The sequence below is a fragment of the Pseudomonas sp. AC070 genome, from assembly GCF_979258635.1.
In genome coordinates this window covers 2204077-2218549 of the sequence record NZ_OZ409871.1, presented here as the reverse complement: position 1 = coordinate 2218549, position 14473 = coordinate 2204077, and the positions used below count along the sequence as shown (strand labels likewise).

General features: G+C 58.9%; 6 protein-coding genes. 3 read left to right on the top strand and 3 right to left on the bottom strand.

What is annotated here, in order from left to right; genetic code table 11:
* Nucleotides 1–120 precede the first annotated feature (120 nt).
* Nucleotides 121–1041 (top strand): EamA family transporter, encoded by a 921-nt coding sequence (locus tag ACZZ0Q_RS10010; RefSeq protein ID WP_463539121.1) that lies wholly within the window; start codon nucleotides 121–123, stop codon nucleotides 1039–1041.
* Between the two features lie 6 nt (nucleotides 1042–1047).
* Here the strand turns inward: ACZZ0Q_RS10010 and ACZZ0Q_RS10005 are convergent, their stop codons facing one another.
* A complete protein-coding gene (locus ACZZ0Q_RS10005; protein ID WP_122450813.1) occupies nucleotides 1048–1797 on the bottom strand; it encodes a FadR/GntR family transcriptional regulator in 750 nt (249 codons plus the stop codon).
* A gap of 146 nt (nucleotides 1798–1943) precedes the next feature.
* Here ACZZ0Q_RS10005 and ACZZ0Q_RS10000 point away from each other — a divergent pair, with 146 nt between their 5' ends.
* Nucleotides 1944–2810: an aldose 1-epimerase gene (locus ACZZ0Q_RS10000; protein WP_463539122.1), complete on the top strand. Its 867-nt coding sequence runs from the start codon at nucleotides 1944–1946 to the stop codon at nucleotides 2808–2810.
* 135 nt (nucleotides 2811–2945) lie between these two features.
* Here ACZZ0Q_RS10000 and ACZZ0Q_RS09995 read toward each other — a convergent pair whose 3' ends face one another.
* Nucleotides 2946–3707 carry an SDR family oxidoreductase gene (locus ACZZ0Q_RS09995; protein ID WP_463539123.1) on the bottom strand — a complete coding sequence of 254 codons (762 nt, stop codon included), beginning with the start codon at nucleotides 3705–3707 and terminating at the stop codon, nucleotides 2946–2948.
* A gap of 234 nt (nucleotides 3708–3941) precedes the next feature.
* On the opposite strand from ACZZ0Q_RS09995, the gene ACZZ0Q_RS09990 reads away from it, so the two are divergent.
* Nucleotides 3942–4946, top strand: a complete 1005-nt coding sequence (locus ACZZ0Q_RS09990; RefSeq protein WP_463539124.1) for an NADP-dependent oxidoreductase — start codon at nucleotides 3942–3944, stop codon at nucleotides 4944–4946.
* Between the two features lie 92 nt (nucleotides 4947–5038).
* Here ACZZ0Q_RS09990 and ACZZ0Q_RS09985 read toward each other — a convergent pair whose 3' ends face one another.
* Complete coding sequence (locus tag ACZZ0Q_RS09985; protein WP_463561009.1) at nucleotides 5039–14449, bottom strand: two-partner secretion domain-containing protein; 9411 nt, start codon at nucleotides 14447–14449, stop codon at nucleotides 5039–5041.
* Between the last annotated feature and the right edge of the window lie 24 nt (nucleotides 14450–14473).

The window sequence follows — 14473 nt, the reverse complement described above, 5'->3', positions numbered from 1 at the left end:
CAAAAGCTCGCGGCTAAAGCCGCTCCTACAGTGACCCTCGGTTCCGAATGGATCCTTTTGTTTTAAGCAGCATTGGCCGCATCCGTTTTCTTAGGTGCGGCCTTTTTTATAAGGATGGTCATGCCTAGTTCCGCCCTCTTCCCCCGTCATATCGCCGTGCTGATTCTGGCCCTGCTGGCCAGCAGCTTCGCCGGTAACCACATCGCCGCGCGCATCGCCTTCGATCACGACACCGGCTTGTTGTTGGCAATTCTCTGTCGCTCAGGCGTGACCACGTTGGTGCTGGCGGGGTTGGTGTGGTGGCGGCGTGATTCGTTGAAGCTGCCGGCCGGCACCTGGCCGTGGCAGTTGGTGTTGGGGCTGTTGATCGCCACGCAAAGCTTTTGCGTGTATTCGACCGTGGCGCGTATTCCGGTGGCACTGGCGCTGTTGATCGTCAACATCGCGCCCATTCTGTTGGTGCTGCTCACCTGGGCGCTGGGCGGCGCACGCCCGACCCCGCGCGCCATGTTGCTGATGGGCGTGATTCTGTTTGGCCTGGTGTTCGCGCTGGATGTGCCTTCGCGGCTCAAAGGCGTGGACGACGGTATCGAGTGGGTTGAAGGCGTGCTGTTCGGCATTGGCGCGGCCATGGTGTTCGCCGTCGCGCTGTGGATTACCGACCACAAACTCGCCGGCATGGTTGGCACCGTGCGCAGCATGTTGACCATGCTCATCGTGTTTTCCAGCGTGGCCATTGCCGGCGTCAGCGGCGTGATGCCGGGCGGTCTCGGCTTGCCATCGGCGCCGGTCGGCTGGGTCGCGCTGGCGTGTTTGGTAGTGCTCTATGGCGTCGCGTTTTCCACGCTGTTCATCTGCATGACGCGCCTGGACATGGCGCGCAATGCGCCCGTGATGAACGTCGAACCGGTGGCCAGCCTGGTGTTTGGCTGGCTGATTCTGGGGCAGTTGCTCAGCCCCGGACAGATTATCGGTGGGCTGATTGTGGTGAGTGGCATTGTGCTGCTGACCTACCGGCGCAGCGGTCCGCGGCGTGGCTGAGGCCGCTTATTCCTGGCCGGCCTGGGCAGCTTCGTGAGCCTGACGCAGCCGCTCGCGGCTATTGGTCAGGTGCAGGCGCACAGCAGCGCGGGCGGCATCGGAATCCTGGCGGGCAATGGCTTCGAAAATCTGCTCGTGCTCACGTTCAAGACGGGCCATGTAATGGCGCTGATCATCATGGGCCAGGCGCGCCGAATTAATCCGCGTACGCGGAATAATGCTGGTACCCAGGTGGCTCATGATGTCGGTGAAATAACGGTTGCCGGTGGCTTCGGCGATCAGCAGGTGGAACTGGAAATCCGAGGCCACCGCATCGCCCGAATGAGCCGCGCTTTCACGCAAGGCATCGAGCACTTCACGCATGGCTTGCAGCTGCGCATCGGTGCGACGCTGCGCCGCCAGGCCAGCCGACTCCACTTCCAGGCTGATACGAAATTCAAGAATGGCCAACACGTCGCGCAGGGTGACGATGGTCGCCGGGTCAATGCGAAAGCCACTGGGGCTTGGGGTGTCGAGTACAAAGGTGCCGATGCCGTGACGGGTTTCCACCAGACCCGAAGCCTGCAAACGCGACAGTGCTTCGCGCACCACGGTACGGCTGACGCCCTGCGCTTCCATGATTGCCGACTCGGTGGGCAGCTTCTCACCCCGCTTGATCAAGCCATCGCGAATTTGCTGCGACAACTCGGTCACCAACTCTTGAGCGAGGCTGCGATGCTTGCGGCGCACACGTGGCTGGGGGCTTGGGATTTCCATGTCGAAGGTCTTTCTCGGCTAACGGGCAGGCGGCCATCATATCCCAGCGGTTGTACGATGACACCCCTGCAAACGCGGCAAATCTGCGGCATAACGACACCAATGCGTACAGCGACGTGCGCCCTTCCCTACAGGCTGATGACCCCATGAATGCTAGCGATCTGGTCAGTATCGAAGACACCCTCACCCGCCTCACCATAGCCCCTTCCATTGGCGGCAGCCTGGTGGCCTGGAAGCGCCTGAGCGATCAGCTCGACCTGCTGCGCCCATGCCCGGCGGATATCGAAGGTCCCCGGCAACTCGGCTGCTACCCATTGGCGCCCTGGTCCAACCGCATCAGCAACGGTGGCTTCGATTGCCCGCAAGGCTGGCTGGCGTTGGAGCCGAATGCGGCCAACGATCCCTTACCGATTCACGGCAGCGCCTGGCAGCAAGCGTGGCAGGTGGTGGAACACGGTCCATCGAATCTGGTGCTGCGGCTGGACAGCAGCGTGCCGTTCGCCTACCGCGCCGAACAACGTATTCGTCTGGGTGGCGGACGCCTGAGCATTCAGCTGCACGTCACGCACCTGGCCGAACAGCCGTGTTGGCATGGCCTGGGTTTGCATCCATATCTGCCGCGCACGGCGAGCACGCGCTTACAGATTCATGCAGACCAGGTATGGCTGTGTGATGAAGGACGGTTGCCGACCGAACTGACTGAGCTGCCGCCAGCGTGGAATTTCCGCGACGGCGCCTCGCTACCGAACGAGCTGGTGGATAACGGCTTTACCGGCTGGGATGGTCGCGCGTTGATCAGCCAGGCGGATGCCGGCTATGAATTGGAAATGCAGGCGACGGGCAGCGAATTCTTTCTGCTGTTTTGCCCGCTCGATAAACCGTTCTTTTGCGTTGAGCCGGTGAGCCATCCGGTGAACGCGCACCACCTGCCAGGGCGGCCGGGGTTGCGGTTGTTGGCGCAGGGGGAGTCGTGTGAGCTGGGGTTTGAATTGCAGTATCGGGCGTTGGTTTAGGCCGGCCACCTGAGCCGTTGTAGGAGCGAGCTTGCTCGCGAAGCTCTTAACCCTCACAAGCTTCGCGAGCAAGCTCGCTCCTACGGATTTGCGGTCATTCGCGAGTGTGATTAACCGCGATTAATCAAACCCCAATCAAATAGCAGTCGACCCACCATCCACCGCTAACGAATGACCCGTGGTGAACGCGGCGTTGTCGCTGCACAGGTACATCACCGCGGCGGCAATTTCCTCAACCTTGCCGATACGGCCGACCGGGTGCATGGCGGCCACAAAGTTGGCTTTGGTCGGATCGGCCTCGTGGGCGCGGCGGTACATGTCGGTGTCGATCACGGCCGGACACACGGCGTTCACGCGAATTTTCTTCTTCGCATATTCAATCGCTGCCGATTTGGTCAGGCCGATCACGGCGTGTTTCGAGGCCGCGTAAATGCTCATCTTCGGCGCAGCGCCAAGGCCTGCCACCGAGGCGGTGTTGACGATTGCGCCGCCACCTTGCGCCATGATCAACGGCAGCTCGTACTTCATGCACAGCCACACGCCTTTGACGTTGACGCCCATGATCGCGTCGAACTCGGCTTCGTTGCCTTCGGCCACACGGCCTTTTTCGATCTCGATGCCGGCGTTATTGAAGGCGTAATCCAAACGGCCATATGCCTCGACCACACCGGCCATCAGCGCTTGTACTTCCGCGTCTTTGGTTACGTCGCAGCGGATAAACGTGGCGTCACCGCCTCCCTCGCGAATCAACTGCACCGTGCCTTCGCCGCCCGCCACGTCCACATCCGACACCACTACTTTCAGGCCTTCGGCCGCGTAAGCCTGCGCTGTGGCTCGGCCAATGCCGTTGGCACCGCCGGTGACCAGAGCAACCTGGCCGGAGAAAGTCATGCCCATTCCCTTATCCCTCTTTAGTGGTATCGAATTGTTATGGCTGGCAAGTCTAGCCAGCCCCACGCACCGCGCGTCAGCACTATTTAAGGCCGCGAGTAGCCGTAATCCAGCGCAGTGATAAAGCACGGCGGCCGAACATTTAGCAGATGGATAAGCCTGCATTCCGCTAACGATCAAACCTTGCCCTTGGGCCGACGGAGGTCTATCACCACTGTTTCCCTGCCACGAGTGAATGCCATGACCACCCAACTCAATCGCCAATTCCTGCTCGCCCAACGTCCCGTGGGCCTGCCTAGCCGCGACACGTTCAGCTATGTGGAAAACGCAGTCGGCGAGCCCGGCCCTGGTCAGATTCTGGTGAAAAACGAATACCTGTCTCTGGACCCGGCCATGCGCGGCTGGATGAACGACGCCAAGTCGTACATTCCGCCGGTGGGCATTGGCGAAGTGATGCGCGCGCTGGGCGTGGGCAAAGTGATCGCCTCGCAAAACGACAAATTCCCGGTCGGCACCTACGTGAACGGCGCACTGGGCGTGCAGGACTATTTCCTCGGCGAGCCCAAGGGTTTCTACCCGGTAGACCCTAACCGCGCGCCCCTGCCGCTGTACCTTTCGGCATTGGGCATGACGGGCATGACCGCCTACTTCGCGTTCCTCGACGTTGGCCAGCCAAAAGAAGGCGACACCGTAGTGATTTCCGGTGCCGCCGGTGCCGTGGGTAGCGTGGTCGGCCAAATCGCCAAAATCAAAGGCTGCCGTGTGGTCGGCATCGCTGGCGGCGCCGAGAAGTGCAAATTGCTGAAAGACGAACTCGGCTTTGACGGCGTTATCGACTACAAAAACGAAGACCTGCACGCCGGCCTGAAACGCGAATGCCCCAAGGGCGTGGACGTGTACTTCGACAACGTCGGCGGCGACATTCTGGACGCCGTGCTGACCCGCATCGCGCCGAAAGCGCGCATCGTGATTTGCGGCGCGATAAGTCAGTACAACAACAAAGAAAACGTCAAAGGCCCGGCCAACTACCTTTCGCTGCTGGTCAACCGTGCCCGCATGGAAGGCTTCGTGGTCATGGACTACGCCAACCAGTTCGCCGATGCCGCTAAAGAAATGGGCGGCTGGATGGCCGCCGGGAAGTTGAAAAGCAAAGAGGATATCGTCGACGGTCTGGAAACTTTCCCTGAGACGCTGCTGAAGTTGTTCAGCGGTGAGAATTTCGGCAAGTTGGTGTTGAAGGTTTAATAAAACCTGCGTTAAAAAAAAAGGCCGTTCCCTTGTGGGGAACGGCCTTTCTTATCAACTACGTCCGGCGTTTAGCTTTGGTAGTTGCAACGTTATTTAGGCTGATGAATGGTGAACTCTCCTTTCTTCAACCCAACCATCGACGGCACAAGAATTTGCGGCCTGAACAAACCATTCACCACGTTGTTCACCTCGACGTCAGTTTTGGCCGACAACACGAGCTTGCGGTCCTCAGGCGGCAGTTCTCTTGCAACCTCTATCAGTTTGTAACCTAGGCCTGTCAAGGAGTCGGCCCGTCCCTGTAACAAGGTATCCGGATACGCGTAGTTTTTATCCAGCAACTTACCTGCGGCCTCGCCACTTAATCCTTGCACCCTGGCCGGGTTTTGCGCCCGTCCAAAAAGAGGGTCTACAAGCATCAGCATCGAATGTGCCAGCGCCGGATGGTCATAGCTTGCGCGGTAAAACTTCTGCCCGAAAAAGCTAAATGTTTTCTTCTGGCTGGCACCAGCTTCCAGTCCAAAAAACACATAGTTGTCGTTGCCGTATTCACCCTTATCGACGGGCGTAGTGCCCGGGTTGTAGCCGATATTTTTCTGGTCCAGCTTGGCGCTTGAGTAAAGGATCAGGTCACCCTTTTTGTTTTCCGGTTTGACGCGGGTAGCGTGCGTCACATAGAAGTCCTGTTGTAAAAAGTTTGCCAAAAACGTTTTTTCATCGTTGCTTAGCTCGCCTACCGACTGTTTCAGTTCACCGGTCCGCTTAGCGACCGCATCGTGGAAGTCATCTTGGCGAATCTGCCCTGCGTTTTTGCCCATCTCATCCAATGTAGTTTTAGCCGTAATGGCGCGGTACCAATCCGCTATTTTTTCGGCGGCGCGAACCCGAGCGTGCTCGTCTGAAGCGCTGGCATCGGCGCTCGTACTTGCAGCATCGGCAAGCGCGCTATCGACAGTAGGCTTGCTACCGGCCGCCTCCGCGCCCTTGCTACCGGTTAACGCACGAGGGTCAAGCGGATCGACGTTATGGATTTTGCGGCCATCTTCACCGATCGCGATCGGCTTGGAAAAACCACTGACCTCTATATGCGGGTATTTTTCCTGAAGCTGGAGCGCCAGACACGCCTTGGTGTTGCATCCGTTCAACGTCACCTTATTCGGCAACTGACCGAATTCGCCAAAAACCTGCTCAATGATCTGGCTGACGTCGTCCAGGCCGGCGCCGCCGATTTTCTCGCCACTCGCATCGCCATGGCCCACCAGCTGAACTTTCAGGCCTTGCGACTGTGCAAGCACTGGCTCACCAAAGACCAACTTCAACGTGCCATCGGCCTGCCGCACGTATTGGGTGGCATTACCGGGATGTTTGCCAGCCAGGTTCTCGGCAGCGTTACGGGTTGTATTGTCGCTACCCACCTGCACAACTACTTGGCGGTAGCTCAGCCCTTCATCGACGACGACAACCTGCCGATGCCTGTCTTTCTCGGTTTTCTCCGCGCTGTTGCCACGGCCGCGCCGTAACACAGGTTGCTCGCTGTCCGCTGACGCGAAGCTGCCATCGCCCGCGCCCGGTTTGGGAGGGACTGCTGGCGGCACTTTGATGGGGTTTGGCGGCACAGCCGGCTTTAGGTCAACCGTTGCGTTCTTTACTTTGACGTTGACGTAGTCGCCCTTGCCTGTGACGACGATTTGCTTGCCAGCAAGGGATGGAAGCGTTTGCGCTGGTTTTTGGATCCCCTTGGTTTCGTTGGCGGAATCGCTCGTGCCTGTGGCAACGACTTCTTGGCCAGGAATCGGTGGCAACGCATGCTCCGGCTTTTTGCTTCCGTTGTTTTCCCCGCTGACGTTGGCTTGGTCGCCTTTGCCGCTGGCGATGGCTTTCTCTGGAGCTGCCCCAAGCACCGGCTTGGCGTCGGCTTGCGGCACCGACGGTTTGGCCACATCCCGCAGGTTCTGGTACACGCCCTCTCCCCGATCCGCGACTGCTGCTTGCATGTCCTTCAGGTTGGCATACTCGTGGGCATCGAATCTGCCAGCGGCCAGTTCCTTGGAAAACGCCAGAAGCTGCCCGTACTGCACATCGGTCTGAACCATCAAATTGCTGCGTTCGCTGCGCAGTTGCAGTATCAGCTGGTCGACCGTGGACTTGGTATTGGAACTGTTTAAGGCGCCTTCGTTATGAGCCGCCTGGAGCTGAGCGGCGACGATGGCTAGCCCTGTACGTCCGACACCGGCGGTGCAATGCACACCCACACATTTGCCTTCTGCCGAAGCGGCGGATTTCGCGGTATTGATCTCCGTGGCGATACTGTTAAGCCAGTTGGTATCCATTGCACCGTGGTCAATTACCGGCGCGTTCAGATAGTCAACCGTGGTGTGGGTAGTCGTGCCATCTGGCGTGGTAAAGCCCACCTCTAGTTTGCCCTTAACGCTGGCTTCGATATTCGCGTGCTCCTTCACATTGGTGAGGAGAAAATCGGCTTTGTAGCCGCCGGACTCAAACGGCTTGGTGCCTGTTTCAGTAGGCCGATAATCAATCAGACCTTTTTGTTGAATGTCGACCATGTTGGTCAGATCAACCACTGTATGAACCTTGCTAAGCACGTCAGCAAAATTGACCAAGTACGCCTGGTCCTTTTCTGCTCTGCCCGGCCGGGTTGCGCCCACGCCGGGGAATTGCATGGCAAGTACCGAGTCTGCGTCGACCATGTGCCCGTTGATGATCCCATTCGTTGTGGGTGCGGCAACGTATGCGTCGGTAAATTTCATATCTTTGAAACGCAAGATATCGTCTGGCGCCATCGCCATTCGTTCGGTTGAAGTTTTGTCTTTTAGTGCCTGATAGGAGTCCTTCAGACTGGCCAGGGCGCTGTCCACAGCCGTGTCACCTTCTATTGAAGCTTGGCGTACCGGGGTTGTTGCCCCATTCCCCAACTGAGCGCCGCCCAAGGCGTCTGCCGCGCCAACAGTAACCGCTTGTTTATGCCCGGCCTCGTTCACCGTAACGGCTGTTTCATACCCTTTAACCGATGTGGCTGCGCCCTGTTGTTGCAGCAAACCACTCACTTCGCTTACCAAGCTCGGGCCATCTTTGGCGCACGCCGTCCCGCAGCCCACCAAGGCCACTTTGTCGACAGTGCTCTTGCCATCGTTGGTTAGCTTTTGCACCACATCGGTGATTTGTTTGCCGTCCAAGCCGCCGAGTTTCAGGCCGTCGCTGTGGCCTACCACTTCCACTTTTTTACTGCCGCTGTCAGTTAGCGCGCCGCTGAGCACTTTGTGGCCCCCGTCGGCGGTTGGCGCGATCACGACGGTGTTGTCGGCGTGCTTATTGGCGAGGCGTTGTGCCGCTTGGTTTACCACCGGGTTGGTGGGGTCGGTGTTCACCACAACGCGTTGGTCGAAGGCTTGTTTAACCTTCGGCGCATCGATGTCCGCATGGCTGCGAAGCGTTGCTTTCGGTGCGTCTGCCTGAGCGACCTTGGTGGTAGCGCTGTCGGCTTTGCGCGGCTGCGTTTTTGGCGCATCGGCAACGTGCACGTTTCGGCCAGCCTTCGGTGTGAATAGCTTTTTCACCCCGGCTTTGATTTCCTGCGCATCGCCGATGGAGATTTCGACTTTTACATCCGTGCCGGCCACGCGTTTGTTTTGCGAAACGGTGAGCTGTTTGCTGGCATCGGTGTTCAGCGGACCACTGATGCCACCGGCAGCACTGACTTTGCTTGGATCACCAATGTCGATGGTCGCCGCATTCTCAGCCGTGTAATGCACTTGATCCACTCGGCCAAATTCCAGCGTCACGCTCGGCAAACCGTTCTTGCTGATACCGCCGCCACCGCCTGCGTAACCGCCATCTTTCTCACGGCTGTCTTGCAGGGTTTGTGCGGTGATTTTGCCGCCCACAGCGACGCTGCCCTGGTCCGGTTTTGAGGTGATATGCGCGCCGGTCAGGTTGAGGTTGCCGGCGACTTTCAGGTCCAGGTTGTCGGCGCTGATGCCCGCTTGCTCGGCGGTCAATTTGCTGTTGTCGAAATCCTTGCCGCCCGAGGCACTGGCGCTGGCGGTGCCCTGGATGATGCCGTCCGTGGTTATCGCCACGCCGACGCTGGCGCTCCAGTTGCCGCGGGTGTGTTCCATTTCCGAGGTGTCTTGCACGCTGGTGATGGTCTGGTTGCCACCGATTTTGGCGCTTACGCTGTTGCCCTTGATGTTCGAGCCGATCAGGTTGTGGTCGCCGGCGGTTTCGATGCTGATGTCGGTGCCGCTGATCATGCCGTTGGTGTAGCTGGTGGTTTTGGTGTTGGTTTCGTCGTAACTGCCGCTGGCGCCCGCGGACAAGCCCATGCCGACGCCCGTTGGCGCCGCACCGTTACTGGCTGTAAGACCTGCGGTGTGGGTGGTCACCGACTCGCTGCTGATGCTACTGCTTTTCGCCGCCGTTTGGGTCAGGTTGCCTGCTGATTTGATGGCGACTTTGCCGCCTTGCAGGTTCACGCCGTTGAGCGCGATGTTGCCTTTGGTGCTGGTCAGGCTGATGTTGCCGCCAATCTGATTAATGTTTTCCGCGCGGTGTTCGCTTTCGCGGGTTTCGATGGTGTGTTGCATGCCAGCTGTGACCGAGCCGCCGATGCCTTCGCCAAAGGCTACTTGGGTAGCCAAACCCGCAGCCATCATCGCGGTTAGCGCCGGATCAACTTCCATGCGGCCGTCTTGCGTGGCCAGGGTTTTCGAGGACGCGGGCGGTGCGTTTGGATCGACGACCGCATCGGTGCCGAGGTTTTTATGAGCAAGCTGAGCGGCTTGGGTGGCGACGTCCACTAACGAGGAGTGACCTTCGGCGGTGACGCCAAGGAACAACTCCTCGCGGGTGTGGGTGATTTTCTCGGTGTTTTCGTACTTGGTGGTTTTAATGTCGCCGGCCGTCACGTCTAGCGTGGGCATGTTTTTCGTCGCCGCGACACGCTGCTCTGGTGTCATTTTCGCCCGCTCTTCTGGGCTCAGTTGGTAACCGGCATTGATGTCCGCACCACCCATATCAAAGGTGCCGCCGACATCGACACTGCCGCTGCCCAAATTGAGTTGAGCGTTGCGGAAAGTGGTCGATTCGCTGGTGTCGGTCGTGGTTACCGTTTCGATGCCGACTTTGAAGTTGGCCCCGCTGGTGGCGCCCCGGCCTGCGTTGGCGCCGGTGCGAGCGCCGGTTCCCTCGCTAGCCAGCGCCTGCGAGGCAGCGGAGCGGCCGGCGCTGGCTTGGCCTCGGACGTTGGGCGTGACGGGGTCGCCTTCAGCCAAACCGTCAAATGGCGAAGGCAGATGCGTGTCGATTGCCGCTGCCGAGCCCCACATCCCATTGGCTTCGTAGCCGCCGGCACCGACCCCCGCGCTGATCACCAGCTGCGTGGTTTTCACGGTTTTTTCGTGGAAGGTCAGATCTTTACCGGCGGCCACTTTCATGTCGCCGCCGACCTCCACGTTGCTGGTGTCGGCGTTGATTTCACCGCCGGTAATGTTCCAGTCGCCCTGGGCCTGAACGGTCAGATTTTTAGTATTTAGGGTGTTGCCCACTGAGTTGGCGGACGCGGCCATTTCGGTGATGTCCACCTGCGATAAAAAGCCGCTGGCGCCCACGGCATCAAACGCGGAACGGGCTTCGTGCAAGTCGTTCATGTTGAGGTTGCCGCTGGTTTGCAGCAGCACGTTGTCCGATTGCGTGATGGCGCCGACCAGGTCGATATCGCCACCAGAGATCACGCTGAGGGACGAACCTTGCTCAACATCGACAGGACCTGCGGCCAGGCGCTCTTCGAAGATGGCGCGTACGTCAGGGCGTTCGACGACAACGGGTTTTTTCTCTGGTTTTGTCGCGTCAGCATCAGCAACTTCGGCTACCTCAGCCACTTCCGCCAGAGGCTCTGGCTCAGCCGCCTTCTTCTCCGACTTGTCCTCGGTCAGCGCTACACCCATCACCCCGTTATCGCGCACGACCATGTAGCCGTTTTCGTCATAACCGGTGGTGGCTGAACTGCTCACGCCATTGCCACCGACCACGGTTTGTTGGAACCCGCTCAACACGCCGCCCTGGTTCAGCACCTTGTTTTCAGCAGTGACCACAAGCTGCCCAGCCGGTTTACCCTCACCGCCCTGCCCGGCAAAAATGCCGGCCTGCGCGCCACCCACCGAGACGTTGTTAACGTCGGTTTTCGAGTACACAAAAGCGTCGGTATTGCCGCGAATGGTGCCGTTGATGTTGGCCACCGAATCCGCATCAATCAGAACCGTATCGCCACCCACCAAGGCAGAACTGTTGGCGTCTTGATTCCGCGCCGCGATCGTTTCCTGGCTTAAGTACAGCTTCGGCGCCAAGACCATCTGGCCGTCCACCAGTTGGTTTTCGTACCAAACCACATCGGTTTTCAGGCCAGCGATTTGTTCGGCGGTCAGCGGCTCGCCCAAGCTGAAGCCAGCCTCAGTCGTTAGCTCAGCGCCGTTATCTAAAAGCTGTTGAACCAGATCCTTGCCGCCCAAACGCTGGGTTTGCGCAAAGAAATTACCCAGCCGCTCCTCGACGCTCTGCAGGATCAGTTGGTGATCAAAATAAGCATCGCCCAGCACGGTCACGCTTTTGTCGGCGTCGTAGCCAATCTTGGTCAGGAAATAGTCCGAGCCCATGTACTGGCTTTGGTCGATGTAGCTCACGCGGGTTTCGTACAGCGGTTTGATCCGCGCAAACGCATCGCCGTCGGCAGCCGGATCGCGGGGGCGGAACAGCGGGTTTTTCAGCTGATCGCGCAGTGCGTTCTCGGCCCGCTCGCGGTTGTACTGGACGTCCATTTCGCCGTCCAGACTTTCCACGGTTTCGCTGCCCACCTGAACGGTGATCGGCCGCTGCCCAACCCACGTGCCCCCGTCTCCGCTCTCAAAGGTGCCGCCTTCTTGCAGGAAGACTTTGCCGGCAGAAATTTCTGCCTGGGTGTCGGCGTAGTAGTGTTGCGACTTGTCAGAAGCACTGGTCTTGAACGTCGCCCATCGCCCGCGCAATTGTTCATCGCTGAGGGCTTTCCAATCGGCACCTAACACGGCGCTGAGCACCTGATTGATGCCAGGTTTGTTGACTAACTTGAGCGTCTCGACCCAACTGCTGCTGGCGCCATTGCCGTTGAAAAAACCATTTAACAAGCCATACAAACCGTCCTGATAAACCCATTGGCCCGTAGGGCTGCCGGCCAGCGAATTGCTGAAGTAATACTGCGTTGGCGCCGCCTTCAAAATCTCGACCAGGGTTTTGGAGGTAAACATGCCCTCGTTTTTCAGATTGCCGTCAATCAGCACATCGCCCGTGGCGGCCATCAGCCCGCCGACGTTACGCACGGTCGCGCCGCTGCCGTTGGCCGTATCCTGATTGAGCAGCAAACTGCCGCCCGCCTTGATCACCGCCTGCTCGATGCTCAAATCGGAGGCGTAAACCGGCAGATCGATTTTGATGTTCCAGTAGTCGCGCTCGATCAAGCCGTCTGCTTTAGAGAGCCACACATCTTCGTTGGCCACGCTCGCGGTCACCACGCCACCGGTGCTTTTACTCAGGTTTTCCAGCAGCGGCGTGTCGATCCATACATTGCCCTGCGCTTCGATACGGCCGACGTTGTTTTGTACTTTTTCGCCCGCACTCAGGCTCATGTCGCCCATGGCCAGGAGTTGGCTTTTGACACCGTTAAGCAACTGCGTGCCGGCTTGCAGGCTGAGGTTTTCGCCCGCCCACATAAGCTTGCCCGGAGCGTTTTCGATCAGGCCTTTGGCGCTGATGGCCAAGGTTTTGCCGATGATGACAGCGCCTTGGTTACGCACATCGCCCGACGCGTTGATGTACACGGAGCCTGCGCCGTTAAGTTCGTCGGTGATGGTCACGTGGTGAGCGGACAGCGTCAGCAAGCCCGCTGCTTGTGGGCCATTGAAGGCTGAGTCGATGCGCAGATTGGCATTGTTTCTAAGCGCCAGGCTGGCGTTATTAAACGAGGTAATGGTGCCGGCATTTTTGTAGCTGCCCACATTCAGAGACAGCTCATTACCCGCCAACAATTCGCTGGCTGCGACGCTGAAGGTAGTAGCGTCAACGGAAAGAGTTTTGCTCGCCTGAATCGACGCTTGGCTTTCACTGCTGAAGCTGTCGTTCGCCGTAAGCGCAACATCGACACCTTGAATCTGAGCTTTTTCGCGGTTGCGGATATCGGTGGCTTTCACGCCTACCGCCTCGCCAGAAATAACGCCGCTGTTGCGGTTATCGACCGACTTGTCGGCGTGGATGGCTACGGTTTTTACCGCAGCCACGGTCGCGGCGTTATTAAGCAACGCGCCCACATTGAGGGTGAGCGCTTGGGCAAAAATTGAGGCGCCACTGAGGTTTCGCAACTCATCACTAACGTTAAACGAGGCCTTGTCGGCCGCCATAAAGATGGCGGTGTTTTCCAGGTCTTTCGCTAAAACGGCCAGGTTTTTGCCACGCACTACGCCGCTATTGCTCAGGCTGTTGGACGCATCGATGCGCACTTGCTCGGCGGCACTTAAATAACCGTCTTTTTCATTGACCACGTCGCGCGCGGAGACGCGCAGGTCGCCCCCCGCACTCAGCGAGCCGCGGTTGGTGAAGTCAGCTGACGAGGCGATATCAATCGAGTTGCCAGCAATCGTGTTCTCTAACCCGATATCGCCATCGACGCTAATCTGGATGCTCCGCGCCGCCACTATCAGCCCGTCGTGCCGAACCCCGGCGCCGCTGTCGCTGCTGATCAGGTTGATATACCGGCCGTGCATGGCGCCTGCTGCTGAGCCGGCAATAGCGACGCCAGAACCTTGCGCACCAGCGGTTGCAGTAAAGGTGCGGGCGCCTGTGGCGTAGGCGCCTTGGCCGGCCACGATGTTCAGATCCGTCTGCAACGCTTCGGAGCCGATCACGCCGTTTAAGGCCACCGAACGGGCGACGATATCGAAGTAACTCAGGCCCGAAGTGTTGACGCCGTCGGCGCCGATCAAGACCTGACCACTGTGTTTATCGACCAACAACTTCAAGCTGCCATCAGCATCGGACACACGCCCGGTGCTCACGGTCAGGCGCGACGTATTCAGCGTGGTCACGCCGTTCAGGGTCAGGCCGTTTGGGTTGGCGATCAGCAAGTCCGCCGCATCGCCGAACACTTCCAACGTGCCGCTGATTGAACTGGGCTGGTTGCCGGTGATTTCCGTGAGAATCGCTTTAGCCGTCTGCTTCAGATTCGGGTTAAGCAGCACCGCCCCGCCAATCTGGCTCGTGCCGTTGACCATGCTGTTGTTGAAGATAACGCCAGGGTTGGCCACGTCGAACTGGCCAAACCGGTTGTGGGAAAGACCGTTGCTATTAGGGTTCGCGATCTCAATCACCGGCACCCCATTGGCGGCGCTGGATACCGTGGCGCCGCTGCTGCGATCCAGCAGAATCTCGGCGGCGGTCCAACTAGGAACAGCGGCGACCCACATAGAAAGCGCGAGATGCTTAAGAGA